19 protein-coding genes are annotated in these 21,915 nt (G+C 55.1%); 12 read left to right on the top strand and 7 right to left on the bottom strand.

The annotated features are described in order from the left end of the window. Positions 1 to 67 precede the first annotated feature (67 nt). Together FAP39_RS07510 and FAP39_RS07505 are read left to right on the top strand one after the other, a co-directional pair. The gene (locus tag FAP39_RS07510; RefSeq protein WP_138015777.1) at positions 68 to 514 is read left to right on the top strand and encodes a type II toxin-antitoxin system RatA family toxin; all 447 of its coding nucleotides are present in this window, start codon (positions 68 to 70) and stop codon (positions 512 to 514) included. A gap of 33 nt (positions 515 to 547) precedes the next feature. Continuing rightward, complete coding sequence (locus tag FAP39_RS07505) at positions 548 to 1,846, top strand: MmgE/PrpD family protein (protein ID WP_138015776.1); 1,299 nt, start codon at positions 548 to 550, stop codon at positions 1,844 to 1,846. Positions 1,847 to 1,942: 96 nt separating this feature from the next. Here the strand turns inward: FAP39_RS07505 and FAP39_RS07500 are convergent, their stop codons facing one another. From FAP39_RS07500 to FAP39_RS07485, 4 genes are all read right to left on the bottom strand, one after another. Continuing rightward, a complete protein-coding gene (locus FAP39_RS07500) occupies positions 1,943 to 3,124 on the bottom strand; it encodes an ammonium transporter (protein WP_138015775.1) in 1,182 nt (393 codons plus the stop codon). Positions 3,125 to 3,279: 155 nt separating this feature from the next. Then, positions 3,280 to 3,753: a CinA family protein gene (locus FAP39_RS07495; protein WP_138015774.1), complete on the bottom strand. Its 474-nt coding sequence runs from the start codon at positions 3,751 to 3,753 to the stop codon at positions 3,280 to 3,282. After that, positions 3,753 to 4,247 (bottom strand): phosphatidylglycerophosphatase A family protein, encoded by a 495-nt coding sequence (locus tag FAP39_RS07490; RefSeq protein WP_138015773.1) that lies wholly within the window; start codon positions 4,245 to 4,247, stop codon positions 3,753 to 3,755. The genes FAP39_RS07495 and FAP39_RS07490 overlap by 1 nt, the downstream gene beginning before the upstream one ends. Beyond that, positions 4,244 to 5,398, bottom strand: a complete 1,155-nt coding sequence (locus FAP39_RS07485; RefSeq protein ID WP_138015772.1) for a bifunctional 2-C-methyl-D-erythritol 4-phosphate cytidylyltransferase/2-C-methyl-D-erythritol 2,4-cyclodiphosphate synthase — start codon at positions 5,396 to 5,398, stop codon at positions 4,244 to 4,246. The genes FAP39_RS07490 and FAP39_RS07485 overlap by 4 nt, the downstream gene beginning before the upstream one ends. A gap of 159 nt (positions 5,399 to 5,557) precedes the next feature. Between FAP39_RS07485 and dusB the strand changes: the two genes are divergently transcribed. The 5 genes from dusB (at position 5,558) to ntrX (ending at position 12,794) form a co-directional block, all read left to right on the top strand. Then, a complete protein-coding gene (gene dusB, locus FAP39_RS07480; protein ID WP_246059001.1) occupies positions 5,558 to 6,556 on the top strand; it encodes a tRNA dihydrouridine synthase DusB in 999 nt (332 codons plus the stop codon). Continuing rightward, positions 6,553 to 7,638 carry a two-component system sensor histidine kinase NtrB gene (locus tag FAP39_RS07475; protein WP_138015771.1) on the top strand — a complete coding sequence of 362 codons (1,086 nt, stop codon included), beginning with the start codon at positions 6,553 to 6,555 and terminating at the stop codon, positions 7,636 to 7,638. Before dusB ends, FAP39_RS07475 begins: the two co-directional genes overlap by 4 nt. Then, positions 7,638 to 9,002, top strand: coding sequence for a response regulator (locus FAP39_RS07470; protein WP_138015770.1), 1,365 nt, complete (start codon positions 7,638 to 7,640; stop codon positions 9,000 to 9,002). Before FAP39_RS07475 ends, FAP39_RS07470 begins: the two co-directional genes overlap by 1 nt. Positions 9,003 to 9,108: 106 nt before the next feature. Beyond that, positions 9,109 to 11,379 carry a sensor histidine kinase NtrY-like gene (locus FAP39_RS07465; protein ID WP_138015769.1) on the top strand — a complete coding sequence of 757 codons (2,271 nt, stop codon included), beginning with the start codon at positions 9,109 to 9,111 and terminating at the stop codon, positions 11,377 to 11,379. Beyond that, on the top strand, positions 11,376 to 12,794 hold the full coding sequence (ntrX, locus tag FAP39_RS07460; protein ID WP_138015768.1) for a nitrogen assimilation response regulator NtrX: 1,419 nt from the start codon (positions 11,376 to 11,378) through the stop codon (positions 12,792 to 12,794). Before FAP39_RS07465 ends, ntrX begins: the two co-directional genes overlap by 4 nt. Position 12,795: 1 nt before the next feature. Here the strand turns inward: ntrX and FAP39_RS07455 are convergent, their stop codons facing one another. Further along, positions 12,796 to 13,233, bottom strand: coding sequence for a hypothetical protein (locus tag FAP39_RS07455; protein WP_138015767.1), 438 nt, complete (start codon positions 13,231 to 13,233; stop codon positions 12,796 to 12,798). Between the two features lie 51 nt (positions 13,234 to 13,284). Further along, a complete protein-coding gene (locus FAP39_RS07450) occupies positions 13,285 to 13,752 on the bottom strand; it encodes a hypothetical protein (RefSeq protein WP_138015766.1) in 468 nt (155 codons plus the stop codon). Between the two features lie 120 nt (positions 13,753 to 13,872). On the opposite strand from FAP39_RS07450, the gene trkA reads away from it, so the two are divergent. The 4 genes from trkA to hflX all read left to right on the top strand — a co-directional run bounded on the left by trkA (position 13,873) and on the right by hflX (position 18,412). Then, positions 13,873 to 15,249 (top strand): Trk system potassium transporter TrkA, encoded by a 1,377-nt coding sequence (gene trkA, locus FAP39_RS07445; protein ID WP_138015765.1) that lies wholly within the window; start codon positions 13,873 to 13,875, stop codon positions 15,247 to 15,249. A 3-nt stretch (positions 15,250 to 15,252) separates the two neighbouring features. Beyond that, the gene (locus FAP39_RS07440; protein WP_138015764.1) at positions 15,253 to 16,773 is read left to right on the top strand and encodes a TrkH family potassium uptake protein; all 1,521 of its coding nucleotides are present in this window, start codon (positions 15,253 to 15,255) and stop codon (positions 16,771 to 16,773) included. Positions 16,774 to 16,901: 128 nt separating this feature from the next. Then, the gene (hfq, locus tag FAP39_RS07435) at positions 16,902 to 17,141 is read left to right on the top strand and encodes an RNA chaperone Hfq (protein WP_008204623.1); all 240 of its coding nucleotides are present in this window, start codon (positions 16,902 to 16,904) and stop codon (positions 17,139 to 17,141) included. Continuing rightward, entirely contained in the window at positions 17,141 to 18,412 is a 1,272-nt protein-coding gene (gene hflX, locus FAP39_RS07430) for a GTPase HflX (protein ID WP_138015763.1), read from the top strand. The genes hfq and hflX overlap by 1 nt, the downstream gene beginning before the upstream one ends. 14 nt (positions 18,413 to 18,426) lie before the next feature. Here hflX and FAP39_RS07425 read toward each other — a convergent pair whose 3' ends face one another. Beyond that, a complete protein-coding gene (locus FAP39_RS07425) occupies positions 18,427 to 20,889 on the bottom strand; it encodes a penicillin acylase family protein (RefSeq protein WP_138015762.1) in 2,463 nt (820 codons plus the stop codon). Positions 20,890 to 20,970: 81 nt separating this feature from the next. On the opposite strand from FAP39_RS07425, the gene FAP39_RS07420 reads away from it, so the two are divergent. Next, positions 20,971 to 21,843: an NAD(P)-dependent oxidoreductase gene (locus tag FAP39_RS07420; protein ID WP_138015761.1), complete on the top strand. Its 873-nt coding sequence runs from the start codon at positions 20,971 to 20,973 to the stop codon at positions 21,841 to 21,843. The last annotated feature ends 72 nt before the right edge of the window (positions 21,844 to 21,915 follow it).

Raw genomic sequence — 21,915 nt, 5'->3', positions numbered from 1 at the left:
GACCCCCTTGATTTTCTGTGCACATCATACGAAATGGGCCACCAGTGTCATGTGAAATCGCCAAAAAATGCCAACCCATTCTGAAACCCGCACGCTGCCGTATTCTGCCCAACAGATGTATGATCTGGTGGCGGATGTTGCTGACTATCCCAAGTTTCTGCCTTGGTGTTCGGCAGCGAGGGTGCGATCTGTCACGCCCCAAGATCAATCCTTGGTCATGCTGGCGGATCTTGTGATTTCTTTCAAAGTCTTCCGCGAGCGCTTTGGCAGTCGCGTTGTGCTGTATCCCGAGACCAAAAGCATCAACACCGAATATCTTGATGGCCCGTTTAAGTTTTTGAAATCCACGTGGGACTTCAAAGATGTGGACGGTGGGTGCGATGTGTCATTCTATGTGGACTTTGAATTCAAAAGTGCGATCTTGCAGGGCATCATTGGCGTTGTCTTTAACGAAGCCATGCAGCGCATTGTCCGCGCCTTTGAAACCCGTGCAGAGGCGCTCTACGGTTCATAAACAGGGCCATTGGCTCTTGATAGGAGGCTTGGCATGATCACCCAGACACTCGCCGGATTTGTGGCCACAACACCGCCCGAGACGATCCCAAGCGCGACTCTACATATGCTGCGCCTGTCATTTCTGGATTGGATGGCTGTTGGCACGGCTGGCGCCCAAGAACCCGTGGCGCAAATCACGCGTGGCTTGGCCTTGCAAGAGCAGGGCACCCCTCAGTCGCATGTGTTTGGGGACAATATCTGTGTGCCAGCGCGGGCCGCAGCTTTGGTCAACGGGGCGACGTCGCACGCGCTTGACTATGACGACACGCATTTCGCCCATATAGGTCATCCAAGTGTCGCTGTGATCTCTGCGGCGCTCGCCATGGCAGAGCGCCAGAGCACGTCGGGCTGTGACCTTCAGGTGGCGGCGCTGATCGGAATGGAGACATCTATCCGCATCGGGATGTGGTTGGGGCGCGACCATTATCAGGCAGGGTTTCACCAAACAGGCACAGCTGGTGCCTTTGGTGCGGCGGCAGCGGCGGCGCGTATTTTGGGATTTGATACGCAACACACCGCCATGGCTTTGGGGTTGGTCGCCACGCGTGCCTCGGGTCTGAAGTCGCAATTTGGCACTATGGGTAAGCCGTATAACGCCGGAATTGCAGCGGCCAACGGGGTTGAAGCTGCGTTGCTTGTTCAGGGTGGTTTTCAGGCAAATGCACTGGGTCTTGATACGGCTCAGGGGTTTGGGGACACCCATTTTGGTCAAGCCGATATGTCGGCTCTGGATGGTTTGGGGGCCGATTGGTTGTTTGATGGCATTAGCCACAAGTTTCATGCGTGTTGTCATGGGCTGCATGCCACGCTCGAAGCGTTGGCCAAAGTGCCCGACATGTCACCCGAAAATATTGATAGCATCGTGGTTCAGACGCACCCGCGTTGGATGACCGTGTGTAATCAACAGGCGCCAGATACGGGACTTGAGGCCAAGTTTTCATATCGCATGGTGGTGGCCATGGCGCTTATGGGGCATGCGACTGCAGCGCTGGACAGCTATGCGGATGCCCTGTGTCGTGACCCAGAGATTGTGGCGCTGCGCGACCGCGTGTCTGTGGTGACTGCCCCGACCCTGACCGAAATGCAGGCACAGTTGGAGATCACGTTGACGAATGGAACCGTCCATACGGTCTTTCATGATCTGGATGCGCCGATGTCCCAAAGTGCGCGCACCGTGCGCGTGACGCAAAAATCGGTTGGGCTTATCAGTCAATCGGCGACGGATCGAAATTGGGCGCTCTTAACGCATGATGCCTCTGCATCTGACCTCGGTGCGGCGCTGAATACTTAGCCAGAGCAGCGCCGTGCGCATATATAGTGTAAGAAATTGAAACGGGCGGACCATGCGGCCCGCCCATCTCGACATGTCCGTGAGTGGGACTGTGTCTTACGAATTCATGTCATACGCACGTTCCCCGTGCACACTGAGGTCCAGGCCGTTGACTTCGGTTTCGGCATCGACGCGCAGCGGCGTGATCAAGGCAGTCACCTTGAGCAACACAACAGATACGACAAACGTAAAGGCGCCGACCACAACCAGACCGCCCAACTGTGCGAGCCATGTACCCTCGCCAAAGACCGCGATCATGATAATTCCGAAAATGCCGCCCACACCGTGCACTGCAAAGACATCGAGCGTATCGTCGATTTTCAGTGTGTTGCGTATGACATTGACCATTTCTTGACACAAAATGCCGGCGATGGCGCCGATCACCAGTGCCTCGATTGGCCCGACAAACCCAGAGGCGGGCGTAATGGATGCAAGCCCTGCAATCGTGCCGGTCACGATGCCCACCAACGAGGCTTTGCCGTATTTGATTTTTTCCCAAAGCGCCCAGGTCAAAGATGCCGTTGCGGCTGAAATATGTGTCACTGTCAGCGCCATTGCCGCGCCGCCGTCGGCCGCCAATTGCGAGCCGCCGTTAAAGCCGAACCAGCCGACCCAGAGCATTCCTGCGCCGATCATCACAAACCCCGGAGAGTGCGGTGGCGTGGTGCGGTGTCTGCGAGGCCCCAAAGCAACAGCAATCACCAGCGCAGCAATCCCCGCCGTCTCGTGCACGACAATACCGCCGGCAAAGTCTTTGACACCGATGTCGCCAAACAGGCCGCCATCCGCCAAAAATCCGCCGCCCCAAATCCAGTGCACCACGGGGGCATAGCACAGCAACATCCACAGGCCTGAGAACACCAAGACAAACCCATACCCGATGCGTTCGACATAGGCCCCGACAATTAGAGCAGGCGTGATGATCGCGAACGTCATTTGAAAGGCAAAGAACAGAACTTCGGGAATTGTGCCTGACAGGCTGTCTGTGGTCACACCAGACAGAAAGGATTTGCCCAAGCCGCCCCAATACCCGCTGTCACCGTCGCCAAACGCGATGGAATATCCAAAAGCCAGCCAAAGCACGCTCATGAGACAGGCGATTGAGTAAACTTGCATAAAGACGCTGAGAACGTTGCGGGCGCGTACAAGGCCCCCGTAAAACAGGGCAAGGCCCGGCAGTGTCATGAACAGGACCAAGGCAGTTGCCACGATGATCCAGGCGGTATCCGCTCCGTTCATTGTCCTTCCTTTCCGTATTGTTTGTGGTTTCCGGTCAGAAACCGGAAGTCACCTGCAAAACAAAGAGGCAAATGAACGCAAAGCGCCCCAATCATAGGCGATTTGTAGTTTGTCTAATAATTGGGCGGTATTTTCGCGATGTGTCTAAAAAGACGTCAATGTGCGGATGCGGCCTTGTTGAGAAGCGCCAAACCATGATTCCGCGCCGCTTCACGTACGTTTTCTCGACCCAACGGCCCAAACTCTACGGTTTCGGCTGTGCAGCCTTGGTGGGTTGCGATGGCAAAACACACGCGACCTTCGGGTTTGAAGTCTGACCCACCGGGGCCTGCGATGCCTGTTACCGAAACAGCCAGATCAGCCCCGCTGTGATCCAGTGCCCCCTGTGCCATCTCTTGGGCGACTTCTTCTGATACGGCACCTACGGCCTCAAGTGTGCTCGGCTGCACGCCAAGCATCTCTATTTTGGCTTGATTGCTATAGGTCACATATCCGCGATCCACCACTGCAGATGATCCGGCGATGTCTGTGAGTGCCGCCATCACCATGCCACCTGTACAACTCTCGGCGGCGGTCACGCGCAATCCTTTGGCGATACAGGTCGCAAGCAGAGTGCGCGCCGACGTCATCAGCTCAGCACCGCGTGAAAAATATACGCAGAGGCGCCGACGGCGATGGCTGCAAACACGCCAGCGATCATATCATCCAGCATCACGCCAAGTGCATCGCCGCGCCGATCAGCCCAGCCCACAGGTCCGGGCTTGAGAATGTCAAACACCCGAAAGAAGACAAATCCGGCAATCCAACCAGGGTAAAGCCGCAGAGGATCAAGACCCGCATGCCATGCGCCATAGCTCACCACCCAAAGTGTCAGCCAGACACCCGCGACCTCGTCGATGACAATCTCGCTGGGGTCGTGATCGGTTTTGCCGCGCGTGGCCTCGGCTGTGGCCCACCAGCCCACGAAAAAGACAATAATCGTTGCCGCAGCAAGAAGCGGAAACCCGCCAAGATAATGCAGGCCCAAGGCCGCCAATGTGCCCACAGCAGAGCCCCATGTTCCGGGGGCAGGGCGCATATACCCAACGCCAAAGACTGTCGCGATCAAATTTCCCATGTTCATGCCTTAATGAGTGTTGCGGTTGCCAGGGCTGCGATGCCTTCTTCGCGTCCGGTAAAGCCAAGGCGTTCGCTTGTTGTCGCCTTGATCGAGACCTGATTGGTCTCAAGTCCCATGATTTCGGACATACGGGTCATCATCGCGCTGGCGTGTGGCCCGATTTTAGGGCGTTCGCAAATCAGCGTGCAATCGACATTTCCAATGCGATACCCCTTTTGGGTCGCAAGCGTCACGGCATGTTCCAAGAAAATTGCGCTGTCCGCGTCTTTCCATTCCATTTCGGATGGCGGAAAATGGCGGCCAATGTCGCCCTCAGCCAAAGCCCCGTAAATGGCATCAGTCACGGCATGCATCCCGACGTCTGCATCTGAATGGCCTTTTAGTGCGTGCGTGTGCGCGATGTCGACGCCGCACAATGTGACGTGGTCACCATCTTCGAATGCATGTACGTCAAACCCGTTTCCCAATCTGATATCCATATGATGTCTCAACACTTTCTCCATCCGTGCGAAATCGTCCGGAGTGGTAATTTTAAAGTTGTCTTCATGACCGTCAACGATGGCAACTGCAAGGTTTGCCGCACGTGCCACGGCCACGTCATCAGCAGCGCCGCCCTTGTGTGCGCGATGTGCCACCAGAATGGCCTCAAAACAAAACCCTTGAGGAGTTTGTGCCCGATACAGACCTTCGCGATCTTGCGTGCCTGTAACGCGTTGGTCCGCGCCATGCCAAAGCGCATCGGTGACGGCGAGGGCCGGAGCCGCCCCGTCGGTGTGATCCAGCGCCGCAATGACATCGGAAATCACTTGCTTGGAAACGCCTGCGCGCGCCACATCGTGGATCAGCACCTTATCGAATCCTGACAGCGCCAACGCTTCAAGACCTGCGCGCACAGATGCGTCACGTGTGTCACCGCCGTGCACAGTGGGTACATCCAAGCTCTGGGCAAAGGCGTCGTCCTCTGGATGGGTCACCACAAGAACGTGGTCGATGTCTGGGTGCGCCACAAATGCAGCAATGGTCCAGTCAGCGACGCGCTGTCCGGCCAATGGACGCCATTGTTTGGGCAGGCCCGCACCAGCACGGGTTCCACGCCCAGCCGCCACAATCAGAGCAGCAGTGCCACGCGGCGGTGTATGAGGTGTATTTGTCATGGCACCTGTCTAGAACTTGCGAGCAAGACTGGCAATCGACCCTGTGTAGGTGATTAAAAAATAGGCACATGCACATTTTTGCCCGAAATTTGTAGGCTGTTTCATTGAGATTGTTGTGATGCCGCGCTAGCCAAGGGGGGCTGCACAAGGATTAAGCATGTGACCATTCAAGTTGCACATCTCTCGTTGACCCCTCCGGTGTTTTTGGCTCCGCTGGCTGGAATCACGGATTTGCCGTTCCGAAATCTTGTGTCGTCCTTTGGCGCGGGCCTTGTTGTCAGCGAGATGATCGCGAGCCAAGAAATGGTCCAGTCCAAGCCGGGCGTGCGGGAAAAGGCCGAACTTGGGTTTGGCCGCGAAAATACGGCTGTCCAGATTGCAGGGCGCGACGCATATTGGATGGCCGAGGCCGCCCGTCACGTCGAAGCAAACGGGGCGGTTTTGATTGATATCAACATGGGGTGCCCTGCCAAAAAAGTCACAAGTTCGAGTGGAGCAGGGGCTTCGGGCTCGGCATTGATGAAAGATCTGGATCACGCGCTGACTTTGATCGAGGCTGTCGTCGGCGCAGTGTCCATTCCCGTCACATTGAAGACCCGTCTTGGATGGGACGACAACATGTTGAACGCCGCCGAGCTTGCCAAGCGCGCCGAAAATGCGGGGGTACAAATGGTGACAATCCATGGCAGAACCCGCTGCCAGTTTTATAAAGGGCACGCCAACTGGCAGGCGATTTCCAGCGTCAAGGAGACGGTGGGCATTCCGGTGATCGCGAATGGTGACATCCTGAATTCACAAGACGCCCGACAAGCCTTGGGCCAATCCGGTGCGGACGGTGTGATGGTTGGACGCGGGGCGCAAGGACGCCCATGGATGTTGGCCCAAATTGCGGCGGATATTTATGGCTCTTCGGAGCCCGATATTCCTGTGAACAAGGCCATGGCGGATATGGTTGGGGCGCACTATGAGGCCATGCTTGATTTTTATGGTGCCGACCTTGGCGTCAGAGTCTCTCGTAAACATCTGGGCTGGTACATGGATGTGGCCCAGACAGATCCGGCCCTGCGCCGTCAAATTCAGACATCACATGATCCAAAACAAGTGCTGGCCTTGTTGCCCGAGGCCTTTGATACCCCGACAAAGAAAGACGCCGCATGACGACTGAGCCAGCTATTTGGGCGTCACTGCCTGTTCCGGCCCTGCTTGTGGGTGCCAACGATGAAATTGTGGGCCTTAATCCTGCTGCCGAAGGGTTTCTGAATGCATCATCCAAATCCATGCGCGGGGTGCCTGTGTGGGACAAGATTATGGTCGATGCCCCATTGGAAGATGCCTTTTTGCGGGCGAGAAATCATGGCACACCGTTATTCGTGAACGATGTTGATGTGGGCACAGGTGACATGCCCCCGGTTCAATGCAATCTCCAGATTGCGCCCATGGCGAACGTCGCAGGGCAGATGCTTTTTCTGATTTCGCCGCGTGAACTTTCCGGACGCATGACACGACCAAACGGCGTAAAATCATCGGTTAAATCGGCCATCGGGATGGCAGAAATGCTGGCGCACGAAATCAAGAACCCGTTGGCAGGCATCACCGGAGCCGCCCAGCTGTTGTCGATGAATCTTGCCCCTGAAGATCTGGAGCTCACGGATTTGATCGTTGAAGAAAGCCGCCGCATTGTGAAGCTTTTGGAGCAGGTCGAGCAGTTTGGAAATCTGTCCCCCCCTCAGAGCACCCCCGTCAATTTGCATGACGTCTTGGACCGTGCACGCCGATCTGCGCAGGTTGGATTTGGGGCGCATATGGCCTTTGTCGAAGAATATGACCCGTCTCTTCCGTTAGCTCTGGGGGATGCGGACCAACTTCTTCAAGTGGTTCTGAATTTACTTAAGAATGCGTCAGAAGCGGCTGATAAAAAAGGAACTATCAGGTTGCGGACCTATTATGATCATTCGTTCCGTCTTCGGAGGTCTGATGGATCAGGACAGCCCCTGCCACTTCAGTTCGAAATTTCCGACGACGGGCCGGGTTTGCCGAATGACATTAAGGGGGATGTGTTTGACCCGTTTGTGTCAGGCCGTGAAAACGGCACAGGCCTTGGGCTGGCCCTTGTGAGCAAAATCATTTCAGACCACGACGGATTGATCACTGTTGATAGCGTGCCGGGGCGGACCGTGTTTCGCGTCTCGCTTCCGCGTGTCCCCAAAATTGCCCGTTCACCCCAAAAGGAGACCAAGTGATGGATGGAACCGTTCTTGTTGCTGATGACGACCGTACAATCCGAACTGTTCTGACGCAGGCGCTGACGCGGGCGGGGTGCAAAGTGCATGCGACATCGTCGCTGACCACGTTGATGCGATGGGTCGGTGAAGGCAAAGGCGATGTGGTGATCACAGATGTGATGATGCCGGATGGCAATGGGCTCGAGATGCTTCCGAAAATCGCCGAAGACCGCCCGGGGCTGCCTGTGATTGTGATTTCTGCGCAAAATACCATCATGACCGCAATTCAAGCGGCCGAGGCCGAGGCGTATGATTACCTGCCCAAGCCGTTTGATCTCCCGGATCTGATGAAGCGTACCGGCAAAGCGCTTGAACTCAAGCGTCGTGCCCCGATGCCCTCTCAATCCGACACGGAACGCCCCGACGAGTTGCCTCTAATCGGACGCACACCGGCGATGCAAACCTTGTATCGTTTGGTCGCGCGAGTCATGAACACCGATTTGCCCGTTTTGATTTCTGGTGAAAGCGGAACAGGAAAGTCTCTTATTGCCAAAGAGTTGCACGATTTTTCTGATCGTCGTGCGTTGCCATTTATTGTGGTCAATGCGTCTGATTTAAACGATCTGGAAGGTCCCATCCGGGTGCTGTCAAAAGCCAAAGGCGGCACGGTCTTATTCGATGAAATAGGCGATATTGACGATGAAAGTCAGGCCCGCATTGTGCGCATGATCGACAATCCAGGAGACCACGCACCGCGGTTTATGGCGACTTCTCAGATCAATTTGTCGGCCGCGATGGAAAAAGGCGAGATACGTCAAGACTTGTTCTATCGGTTGAACGGGGCAACGTTGCATGTGCCGTCACTGCGCGAACGGGTGGATGATATCCCATTGCTTGTGGAGCACTTTTTGGCGAAATCCGAGCGGGAAGGCGCGCCAATGCGCGTGTTCTCTAAGGAGGCCACAGAGTTGTTCCGAGCCTACTCCTGGCCGGGGAATGTGCGGCAGTTGGAGAATGCGGTCAAACGTCTTGTTCTTACTGCGCGGACAGAAGAGATTTCTTTGCCCGAGGCCGAGTCGGTATTGGGTGCTCAACCTCAGGCCGGTCCATTGATTTCGGGTGCCGACACAGAAAAGTTGTCGGCGACAGTCGCGCGCCACCTTCGGCGATACTTTGATTTGCATGGAAATATGTTGCCACCGAACGGCCTGTATAACCGTATTTTGCGCGAGATAGAGCTGCCGCTCATTGAAATTGCGTTGGATGCGACGGGCGGAAATCAGGCGAAATGTGCGGATCTTTTGGGGATCAACAGAAATACGTTGCGGAAAAAAATCACGGACCTCGATATTCAGGTGACACGGCGTCGCAAATTGATGTAAAACTGCCACAATAGCGTGGCGAACATGTCGCAGTTTAGCGGTGTGGTTGTCCAATAATCTGGCGGTACGCCCTGAATTTCAGGGCGAATAGAATTGAGGTCATCGGGTGAGCACCCGGATCAAAACGAGTCACTGGACGAAAATTCAGCGGTTGCGCAGGCAGCGGCGTGTTCAAAATTTGGCCACCTGGGCGTTGGTGTTCCTGGGTCCAGTTTTGGCGATTGCCACATATTTGGTCATGGGACCGCTGGATCAAGGGGTCTCTTCCAGTGCGCTGCGCGCTGTATTGTTGGCCGATCTGGTGTACGTGCTTTCGGTGGCGGCGTTGGTGCTTCAACGGATTGCGCGTCTGATAGCATCACGTCGGGCGCATTCGGCTGGGTCACGACTGCACATGCGCCTCACTGGGGCGTTTGCGGCTTTGGCGCTTATCCCGACGGTCTCGGTGGCGATCTTTGCCGGTTTGACGCTGAATATCGGGTTAGAAGGCTGGTTTTCAGAACGTGTTCAAAGGGTTATCGGGAACTCTGTCTCGGCTGCGCAAGCCTATGAAGCCGAGCACGTCAATGCGTTGATGTCGGATGCAGAAGCTCTGGGCCAATTTTTGGATGCGAGCCGCCGGACGTCCTTCTTTATTTCCGAAGGTGAATTGCGGGTGCGTCTGGCAAGTGGGCAAAATCAAATCCAGCGCGGCCTGAAAGAAGCATTCATCATTGATGGCACGGGTGACATCCGCGCGCGTGGTGAACATTCATATATGTTTGATTATGAGCGGCCCAGCCTTGAAGAAATCAACGAGTCCCGTATCGACGGGACGTTGATCATCCATGATTGGGACGCCAGTGAATTGCGCGCCATTGTCCCGTTGCAGGCGTTTACCGATAGATTTCTTTTTGTCAGTCGCGAAGTCGACGGAAAGATTTTTGCGTTGCTGGATGAAACGCGCGAAACTGCCAAGCTTTATAACCAACTTGAAAGCGATCGCGGCAAAGTCGTGTTCGAGTTCAGTCTGATTTATTTGGGATTTGCAGTCATTCTGATCCTGGCTGCGATCTGGATGGGAATGTGGTTTGCTGAACGTTTGTCGCGTCCTGTCGGACGTCTCACGGGGGCTGCACAACGTGTTGGGGCAGGGGATCTTGACGTGCAAGTCATCGAAGAAGACGGTGATGACGAGATTGCGATGTTGGGGCGCTATTTCAACCAGATGACGCGCCAACTTAAGGGACAGCGCCAGACGTTACTTGATAACACGCGCCAGATCGAACGCCGTCGGCGCATGTTTGATTCTGTGCTCAGCTCCGTCACGTCGGGTGTGGTGGGGCTGGACCCAGAAGGCAAAATCGCATTTGTGAACCGGTCTGCCGAGCGGTTGCTGGATTGGTCAGAAGATCATCAAGACGTCGCGATTTCTGTGGCCGTACCGGAATTTGGCCAGATGTTTGATGAGATGGCCCAGAATGAAAACGAGGTTTCCAAGCAAGAAATCAAGGTGACCCGGTCGGGACGGCTGGAAAATCTCTTGGTGCGCATGTCGACGCGCCGGAACGAAGATGGACGGCTCGAGGGATATGTGGTTGCTTTTGACGATGTCACCGATCTTGTCACAGCTCAGCGGATGGCCGCGTGGGGGGATGTGGCGCGCCGCATTGCCCATGAAATCAAAAACCCGCTGACGCCTATTCAATTGTCTGCCGAACGCATCAAACGCAAGTTTAGTTCCAAGGTTGGGGACGACAGTGAAGCGCTTGAGCAAATGACCGAAGTGATTGTGCGCCAGACCAATGATCTGCGGCGCATTGTCGACGAGTTTTCAAAATTCGCGCGCATGCCAGAACCGGACCGCCGAGAGATTGATGTGGTTCCAACCCTTAAGAGATGTGTTCTGTTGCAAGAGACGGGACAACCTGATGTCGACTTTGGTGGCGAGATCACGGATGATCCCTTGTGGGCGGAGCTTGACGAAGCCATGATTGCACAAGCTCTGACCAATCTTATCAAAAATGCCGGTGAAGCCATAGAAAGCTTGCAGCAAAAAGGTGCGCCCGAAGGGTTTGTCCCGAGGATCGAAATCTATTGCGCCAAAGTCGAGCGACGCGCGGAAATTCGCATTTGCGACAACGGGATCGGTTTACCCGTTGATCGGGCCAGATTGTTCGAACCTTACGTTACGACACGTGAAAAAGGGACTGGACTTGGCTTGCCAATTGTCAAAAAAATCATTGAAGAACATGGCGGTAGCCTTGTTTTAGAAGATGCGCCAATATTTGATGGAAATCATCACTTTGGCGCAATGGCTGTTATTCGGCTCCCGCTGCAGGACGAGCGGGATGCAGGCACAGTAACAAGTGACACGGGGGTGGAACGACACACATGAGTGATATTCTGATCGTAGATGACGAACGTGATATCAGAGAGCTGATATCGGATATTCTCGAGGACGAGGGATATACCACGCGCAAGGCCGGAACCTCTGACGAGGCCATGGCCGAGGTGAATGGGGAACAGCCTGCGTTGCTCATTCTAGATATCTGGCTCAAGGACAGCCAGATGGACGGCATTGATATCCTCAAAGAGGTCAAGCGAAGCCACCCTGAAGTGCCGGTTGTGATCATCTCGGGCCACGGGAATATTGAAATTTCTGTGGCCGCGATCAAGCAGGGCGCATATGATTTCATCGAAAAACCGTTCAATATCGACCAGCTTCTGGTGGTAATCCGCCGTGCCATGGAAACGTCGCGTCTTCGGCGTGAAAATCAGGAATTAAAACGCCGCGATACCAATCTTGCCGAAATGGTCGGAGAAAGCGCGTCATTCCGCACCCTTCAAAGCCAGCTGGACAAGGTGACCAAGTCCAATGGACGGGTGTTGCTGAGCGGCCCTGCGGGTGTCGGGAAAGAAGTTGCTGCGCGCTATATCCATGCCAACTCCAATCGGGCGGATTTACCTTTTGTGACCATCAGTTGTGCGGGCATGGAGATGGATCGCGTTGAAGAGATGCTGTTGGGGCGCGAAAGTTCAGAGCGCGGAATTGAACCGGGATTGCTGGAACAGGCCAACGGCGGTGTTGTGTATTTTGACGAGGTTGCGGATCTTCCTTTGGCGGCGCAATCCAAAGTCCTGCGGGTACTGATCGATCAACAGTTCCAGCGGATAGGGGGCGCCGACAAAGTGCGTGTGGATTTGCGCGTGATTTCATCAACAAGCAAAAATCTTGAGATTGAAATTGCAGAAGAGCGGTTTCGCCAAGAACTGTATCACCGCCTGAATGTGGTGCCTATCGCGGTGCCGTCGTTGGAAGAGCGGCGCGAAGATATTCCAATGCTGGCCGGTCACTTTATCGAAGAATTCAATGCGTCGCAGGGATTGCCGCAGCGCGAATTGTCCGAGGATGCAGTGGCCTTGATGCAGACGATGATCTGGCCCGGCAACGTGCGGCAGCTTAAGAATCTGATCGAGCGGGTTCTTATTCTTGGCGATGACACAGGCCCAATCAGCGCGCGTGAGCTACCCGGCGATACGGCCGCCCCAGATGAAGAGGGACGGGTGGTGTTGTCTGGCGCATTGGCGACCTTGCCTTTGCGCGAAGCCCGCGAAGCATTCGAGCGTGAGTACCTGCTGACCCAGATCAACAGATTTGGCGGGAATATCAGCCGCACCGCCAACTTTGTCGGCATGGAGCGCAGTGCGTTGCACCGCAAGCTCAAGTCACTGGGTGTGGTCACATCAAACAAGACGGGTGCCCGTGTGGCGTATCTTGATGGGACCGAAACCGAGCCCGAGGACACTTAACTCACGATTTGGGTTTTGACAGATCAATCAGGACCCGTCCGCCATCTTTTTGGCGGATGGCACATATCGATCCGGTCAATGGCGGCGAGTTTTTCAGCGGAGCATAGGATTTACCAGCCAGCTGATCTTCGGTGCAATAGGGGATCGAGACCCGGTCAAAGCCTTGCTGGGACATGCAGGTTTTGACAGCGGTGTTTCGGCGGCCTTCATTTGCATCATAGGTTTCAATGCGGTGGCCAACAACGCGCCCGTTGGCGCCAAAGACTGGAATCCAATCCTGAATAATCATTGGCGGCACGGTTTGGGCGGCATACGTATTGCATTGTGCCCGCGTGACGTTGCTTTCCTGAGTCGACGCACCGACTTTGTACATAGGCGTGTACTCAAGACATCCGCTCAGCCCGACCAGCGCGCAACAGGCAATCAGAATTTGTTTCATCTTTGTGTCCTTGGGCTGGGCTGAGTACAAGCAGGGGCAGGTGCCGTCAGATTACAGCGGCTTGGTGATATCCACCAGAGCCCGTCCGCCCCCGTCGATCTTGATTGCACAGATGTTGTCAGATTGCGCAGGTGCGCGTGTCAGAGGGGCGTATGACCGTCCAGCCAGCTGTTGTTGAGTGCAAATTGGAAATGAGACCGGTTTATAGCCCTTGAGCTGCATACATTGCGCGCGGTGCTGGTTGCGCATGCCGGAATTTACGTCAGTCGTGTGGACAATTCCAACGCCCCACCCCCAACCGCCGCCATAATACCCGACATTCCCATAAGGCGTGGTCTGCGGGAAATTTGCTGCTGGAAACAACTTGTTGGCTTCGACGCTGCAGGCGACCTGATCTTGGTTTGTGCGGTCCACACTGGCGCCGGGTTTGATAAATGCCTGATAACTATTGGACATACACCCGCTCAGGCCAAGGGTTGCCGAAATCAAAAGACCTACAATACCGTGTGTTTTCAACATGTCACCAACTCTGAACAGATACCGCATCAAACCTCAGGAGCAGCGCCAAGGTCAATGGTAGTATTTGACGTTGTTCCTGCGTTCTGGCATCCAATAGATCGAAACCCATAGAGGTATGTCATGAAGGTTATTATCTGCGGTGCTGGACAGGTCGGTTGGCAAATTGCCCGTCATTTGTCCGGCGAAAAGAACGATGTAACTGTGGTGGATAACAACCCCGATTTGGTGCGCCGCGCAACGGATACACTTGATGTGCAAGGCATCGCAGGGTTCGCCAGCTATCCGGATGTGCTTGATAAAGCCGGGGCCAGAGATGCGGACATGATTATTGCCGCGACGTATTCCGACGAAGTGAACATGGTCACCTGTCAGGTGGCGCATTCGGTCTTTGCGATTCCGCGCAAAATTGCGCGCTTGCGCGGTCAGTCCTATCTAGATGCCATCTACTCTGACCTTTATCGGCGCGATCACATGCCAATTGACGTGGTCATCAGTCCAGAACTCGAGGTTGCCGAGGCAGCCCTCAAGCGTCTGTCAGCGCCTGATGCGTTTGACACAGAGAATTTTCTGGATGGGCGCGTTCAAATGGTCGGTCTGACGCTTGATGACGAATGCCCTGTCATCAATACGCCGCTTCGGCAGTTGACGGATCTGTTTTCCACGCTAAGCGCAGTGGTCGTCGGCGTGCGTCGCGAAGGTGCGTTGTTTGCGCCGGAACCCAATGATCAGCTGTTTATTGGTGATGAAATTTATGTCTTTACCTTTACAGAAGACATTAAACGCACAATGGAAGTGTTTGGAAAGAAATACCAAAAGCAAGATCGCGTCATCCTGATCGGGGGCGGGAATGTCGGTTTGATGGTTGCACAGCAACTGGAAAAACGTGCTGATCGCGTGCGCACCAAGATCATTGAAAACAGCCGTGCCGTGGCAGAAAAATCTGCGGACGCGCTGGAGCGTACAATTGTTCTGCATGGCGACGGTCTTGATGCCGCATTGTTGAACGAAGCAGGTATTGATCGCGCGGATGCGGTGTTGGCGGTGACGGATGACGACAAGGTCAACTTGTTGGCGGCCGTGCGTGCTAAATCCAAAGGCTGCCCGATGGCGATCGCTCTGGTGAACGACCCAACACTGGTGCCGTTGATGGGGCCCTTGGGGATCGACGCCTATATCAATCCGCGTGCCACGACCGTGAGTTCGATTTTGCGTCACATTCGGCATGGGCGCGTGCGCAATGTGTATTCCATTGGGGATGCCGAGGCGGAAATTATCGAGGCCGAAGTGCTTTCGACGTCACCGATCGCCGGTCAACAGGTCCGGGACATCGATTTCCCAGAAGGTGTATTGATTGGCTCGATCATGAAAGGCGAAGAAGTTCTGAAGCCCAAAGGGGGCACTCGGATCGAAGAAGGGGATGTAATCGCCCTGTTTTCACTGGCCAAGGACGTGCCCGAAGTCGAGCGCCTGTTCCAGGTCTCGATTGATTTCTTCTAAGATATGGCAGCGCGTCTCTCTAAGTTACCACTTTTCCTGATCTTGGTCGGATTGTCTGGTCTGGCTATGTTCATTCCTGCGATCTATGCGGGCGTCTTGCATGACCTGCACGAGGCACGCAGTTTTATGTACAGCGGGATTTTAACGCTGTTTGTGAGCGGTTTGATTGCGTTGGCAATCTCCGACACGGGGCGCCCTGCACGGACGGTTGATCACCTGATTACGCTGTTTTTGGCGTTTATGGTGTTGCCGTTGATTTTGGCGGTGCCCTTTGCCGAAGGCCTGATTACCACGAGCTATGTCAATGCATACTTTGAGATGCTGTCGTCGTTCACCACGACGGGGGCCACCTTGTTCGACACGCCGGGGCGGTTGTCACCGTCGTTGCATCTTTGGCGTGGGCTGGTTGCGTGGTTGGGAGGCCTGATGATGTGGATTGCCGCCACAGCCGTGTTTGCACCGCTAAGTCTTGGTGGTTTCGAAGTGACGACGCGGTCGGAAACGGGCGGCGGGCTTGATGCTTCGCGCGGGCAAATTCAACAGGCGGATGCCATGAAACGCTGGCAGCGCAGTGCAGCTGTGCTTGTTCCGATCTATAGCGGGTTGACGCTGGCGCTGTGGATTATGCTGATGATCCTTGGCGAGACCTCTTTAACAGGGCTGATGCATGCGATGTCTGTCCTGTCGACAAGTGGGATTTCGCCAGTCGGGGGGGTGCCGAATGCCCAAGCCGGGCTTGGCGGGGAAATGGTGTTGTTTCTGTTTATGCTGTTTGCTCTGTCTCGGTTGACGTTTTCGGCGGACACAGGGGCGGTACGCCGCGACAGCCTTTGGGAAGACCCTGAGTTCCGTTTGGGCCTTATGGTCGTCGCGGTTGTTCCTTTGATCTTGTTTTTACGTCACTGGATCGGCTCATATGAATTCAGCGAAACGCAGACATTTGTGGATGTGTTCAAGGCCATCTGGGGCTCGATGTTTACGGTGCTTAGCTTTTTGACCACCACCGGTTTTGAGAGCGCAGATTGGGACACGGCCCAGAGTTGGTCGGGATTGGGAACACCCGGCATGATCTTGATGGGCTTGGCGATCATCGGGGGCGGTGTGGCCACAACGGCTGGCGGTGTAAAATTGCTGCGTGTCTATGTGCTGTATCTTCAAGGTTTGGGCGAAATGGAGCGGCTGGTGCACCCGTCGATTATTGTCGGGAGTGGGGCCAAGTCTCGTAGGATACGGCGCAAGGGCGCACAGATTGCATGGGTGTTTTTCATGCTGTTTGCGATGTCGATTGCGTTGATCTGTGTTCTTCTGGCGGGCCTTGGCGTGGAATTTGAACAGGCGCTTGTGATGGCAATTGCCACGCTGACAACAACAGGTCCATTGATCCCCGTGGCGTCCGAAGTGCCAATTAATCTAGTGTCTTTGGGGGACGGGGTCAAGTTGGTGTTGTGTGTGTCCATGGTGCTGGGACGCCTGGAAATACTCGCAATTATCGCTCTGTTATCCCCCGAGTTGTGGCACAAATGATGCGCTTGGCCATGCCACGACGTCTATAAATTGCTTTTTGGGGTGGAAACTCGGTTGCGTGCGTTCCATACTCTTGCCGACAAACATATTTTCCCGTGGCACCAACAACAAAAAAAGGCACGCGCGCAATGGCTTCGGATCGACAAAATCTTCAAGATGCATTTCTTAACCATGTACGAAAAACCAAGGTTCCGGTTACGATCTTTTTGATCAACGGCGTCAAACTTCAGGGCGTGATTACGTGGTTTGACAACTTCTGTGTCTTGTTGCGCCGCGACGGCCAAAGTCAGTTGGTGTATAAACACGCTATTTCGACGATCATGCCTGCTCAACCCATTAGCCTGTATGAGGGTGAAGACGCCTCTTGATGGAGCATGACACGCATGTGACCTCTGCGTGGGTCCTGCATCCCGACATTTATGGCGCCAATCAGCGGCGCGAGGCCTCTTTCGCATTGGAAGAGGCTATTTCTCTGGCAGCAGCTCTGCCTGAACTTGAGGTCGTGGGATCAACCATCGTCAAGTTGCCCAAACCGCATGCGGGTATGTTATTCGGCAAAGGCAAGATCCAAGAGCTAAAGCAGCTGTTCAAATCCCATGAGGTTGAGCTGGTGTTAATTGACGGGTCGGTGACTCCGGTTCAGCAGCGCAACCTTGAAAAAGAATGGGGCGTTAAGCTTTTGGATCGCACAGGCCTGATCCTCGAGATTTTCTCGGATCGCGCGCGCACGCGCGAAGGCGTGCTTCAGGTCGAAATGGCTGCCCTGAGCTATCAGCGCACGCGATTGGTGCGGGCATGGACCCACCTAGAGCGTCAGCGCGGCGGGCTTGGATTTGTGGGTGGTCCCGGCGAAACACAAATTGAATCGGATCGCCGCGCCATTGATGAACAGCTGGTGCGCCTGCGCCGGCAATTGACCAAGGTCGTCAAAACGCGCGAATTGCACCGCAAAGCGCGTGCCAAAGTGCCGTTCCCGATTGTGGCTTTGGTCGGGTACACCAATGCTGGCAAATCCACATTGTTTAACCGGGTGACCGGTGCGGATGTGATGGCCAAAGATATGCTGTTTGCCACGCTAGACCCGACGATGCGATCGGTCGAACTTCCGGACGGACCAGAGATTATCTTGTCGGATACGGTTGGGTTTATTTCCGATTTGCCAACCGAACTTGTGGCGGCGTTTCGTGCCACGCTGGAAGAGGTGCTGGCCGCGGATTTGATCTTGCACGTGCGCGATATTGCGCATCCGGATACCGATATTCAGGCGCAAGATGTCCAAGATATCCTGACAACACTTGGCGTCGGCGAAAACACCAAACAGATCGAAGTCTGGAACAAAGTTGATTTGTTAGACCCCGAGCGTCAGGACGCGATGCGCGCTGGTGCCAATCGGGATGATGATATCTATGCCATTTCTTCTGTGACGGGCGAAGGGCTCGAGGATTTGTTTTCAGCCATCGCAGTGGCGCTGGAATCCGAGAGAACCACCGAGGTTCTGGATTTGGCGTTTTCGCAAGGAAAACAGCGCGCTTGGCTCTTCAAGGAAGGGCTGGTCGAGGATGAACAGCAGGACGAAACCGGGTTCCATGTCACCGTGCGCTGGACCCAACGTCAAGCGAAACAGTTCACGTCTCTCTAAATTTCACGCGTCGCTTATTTGGGCACAATCCATGTGATGCCCACGGCTGCGGCGCGTGCCAAATTGACATCCAAAGACATCGGCACATATTCACCTCGGCGCCAAAGCTGGGACATGTCATCATAAAAGCGCGACAAAAAGTGCCCGGATTGGCCGGTTGAGATGATGAAGATCGAACTATCCGGGTCGGCGAAATCATAGACCCCACGAAAGCCCGCCGCGTGCACATTTTCGAACGGGCGGTCTCCCGTGCCGCTTGTTTGTCCACGCTGGAGGGTATTGTCGCCGCCGCTGGTGGATTGGCGAATATTCACAAAATGCCGGAGCAGCGGGATATCCCCCAGAACCTGATGGTCTTGCGTGGCTTGGTGGGCATCGCCCCAGCGCAGCGATTCCAGTTGCGTGCCATAGTGTTCGTCGATCCAGATCAAGGCATCATCCAGCGCCAAACTTGCCATGTCTGTACAGGTTTCTTTTGGGGCGCTTTGTAAAATATCACACCATACTGCGGCGCCTTCGACATCGCGAAACACCCGTTCGATAAAGAGGGGTTCAATATGGGTGAATTCGGTGGCCAACGGCCCCAATTCGTCTTGAATCAGCCGCGCTTGCAACGCCCGCAACCACGCAGAATAAATCAGAGGTTCTGGCAAATGCTCGCTCATTTCGCCGTTCCATTCGGCCAAAAGAGTCAACGCACGTTGGCGTTGGCGTAACTGGCTACCTTCGGGGGCGGCGCTTCCGGTGAACCAGAGATCGGCACCAATCAAGGGCAATAAGGATCGGGCGGTAAAGCTCACCGTATCAAGTTGGGTTTCGACAAAGCTGTCGCGTGTATGCACCTGACGTCCCTGCATCAACCGTTGCCAACGGCGGATGCGTTGGCTGTCGCCCCATTCATACGACACGTGCAACGGGAAGGGGCGTTCAACCGACTTGTTGTTTGTATTGCCGACGATTCCCCCCACGGGGGACATGAATTCCGGATTGGCCTGATAGGACAGGCGGCCTTGCCAGCGGTTTTCGGGTCTCCAGCCAAGACTTGGCAAGCGGCCGCGACTTTGATGGGTCCCGGCGCGCTTGGGCATTGCCCCGATAAGCTTAAGCGCGACAGTGTCTTTATCCGCCAAGATGAGATTTTGTGCGGGTGCGATATACGCTTCGGCGGCGGCGACGGCCTGTTGCACTGTTTTGGCGTGCATCACACCCATGGCTGCGGACATGGACGTGTCATGCGCACTTAGGGCGGTCCAGCCAAGCGCGGCAACATGTCCGGGCGGGGTAATTGTTCCCAGATCGAACTGGCCGGGTGGAAGCACGGGGCCGTTCTCTGTCCAGCGCAGGGTCAGCGTCACGGGGGCTTGATCTTTGATATCGATAATGGATTTGCGCGTCACAAATGGTTTGTATCCGTCGGACGTGCGGTATTCTTGCGCGTTTTCAGGGTTCAACTCTTCGATATAGATGTCTTGATCATCAAGGTATGCCGTGGTCAGCCCCCAGCCCAAGTCATCGCTGCGCCCTGTCAAAACCAATGGCATCCCCGGAATGGTGCCACCGATGACGCCGCCTGCTTGCAACTCGAGGCGTGCGAGATACCAGACTGAGGGGGCCGTGAGACCGAGATGCGGGTCATTTGCCAGCAATGTGCCGCCCGATGCAGAGCGGTTCGGCGCGGCGGCCCAAGCATTTGATGCTCCGGCGAGATTGCGTTTCGGAACCGGTGACAGCGGGTGCTGTGATCGGGCGGTACTGGCAGCAAACCTTGGTGTGTTTGGCACAAGAGACGCATATTCGGGCAGGGCGGCGACACCACTGCCTGGCGCATCTGGTAAGATGTCGCGCAACCGGCGTGCGTCCGGCAACAAAAGCGACACGCGTGCGCGCAGCACTTCAGCCTGTATATGACCAGACATTTGCAGCGCCATCAGCTTTTGAATGGCAATTGAATCTGCTGGTTGCCAAGGGGCGACGGCATTTGGAAACAAGAACATCTCTGGCGCACCGCGGCCAAGCGAGTCGCGATTGATTTCGTCAATGCGCGTGTTGATCCCATTGGCATAGGCACGCAGCGCCGATGCGGTGCGCTGGTCCTGAGATTGCACCGACTGCACCGCCAGCGGATATAAATCCAACCGCCGGATCAATGTGTCGATATCCAAGGTCGACGTCCCGAAGACTTCGGAAAGACGCCCCTGTACCGTGCGGCGCAACATCACCATTTGCCAAAGGCGGTCCTGCGCATGGGCGTATCCCAAGGCAAAAAATACATCCTGATCAGTGTCACCCAAAATATGCGGGACATTGGCGTTGTCGCGAATGATTTCGACAGGAGCGTGCACGCCGTTTGTTTCAAGGCGCTTGTCATATTCGGGCAAAGACCGAGAGGCGAGATAATAGACGCCAAGCACCGTCAAAACGGCCAGCACAACAAGCCCGCCTGTGAGACGGAACAACCATTGGAAAAACACCTGCATACCGAATCCCGGATTAACTCTTGCCATCTGCCGCGCGGGGCAGGACAAACATTACGACGAAAGAGAAACAGGGGAAAGCAGATGGCAAAAATTGCCTTTCTAGGATTGGGAGTCATGGGGTATCCGATGGCGGGACACCTGCAAAATGCGGGGCATGACGTCACGGTGTACAACCGGACCACAGAGAAAGCCGAAAAATGGGCTGTGGAATTTGGCGGGACAAGCAAGCGGACTCCTGCCGATGCCGTTCAAGATGCAGACTTTGTGATGGCATGTGTGGGCAATGACGATGATTTGCGTCAGGTCTGTACAGGGGCTGACGGCGCATTCTCGACCATGAAAGAAGGCGCGATTTTTGTGGATCACACGACCGTGTCTGCCAAGGTCACTGCCGAACTCTATGAGATTGCCAAGGCGTCAGGTCTGGCATTTGTCGACGCCCCGATATCGGGTGGTCAGGCGGGCGCTGAAAACGGCGTGCTGTCCATTATGTGCGGTGGCGACCAAGCGGCCTATGACGCGGCAGAACCTGTGATGGATGCCTATGCGCGCATTTGCAGACGCATCGGGGCAAGTGGCGCCGGTCAGATGACCAAAATGTGCAATCAAATTGCGATTGCCGGTCTGGTTCAAGGGTTGTCAGAAGCAGTGCATTTTGCGGAAAAGGCGGGGCTTGATGGCCGTGCCGTGATTGAGGTGATCAGTCAGGGCGCTGCGGGCAGCTGGCAAATGTCCAACCGCTACGAAACGATGCTGGACGATCATTTCGAGCACGGGTTCGCCGTGGATTGGATGCGCAAAGATCTGGGTATCTGCTTGTCGACTGCAGATGAAACCGGTGCCAGCCTGCCGGTGACGGCTCTTGTGGATCAGTTCTATAAAGACGTTCAGAAAATGGATGGCGGACGCTGGGATACATCCAGCTTGCTCAAAAGGCTTCGTGCTTTAGGCTGATCTCATAAGGTTCTGTTATAAATGTAAAAAGGCGTTCTGAGATATCTCAGAACGCCTTTGTTGTTTTCTAAC

The organism is Shimia litoralis, from assembly GCF_005518135.1.
Lineage (GTDB): Bacteria > Pseudomonadota > Alphaproteobacteria > Rhodobacterales > Rhodobacteraceae > Shimia_E > Shimia_E litoralis.
This window is presented reverse-complemented; position numbering and strand designations above follow the sequence as displayed.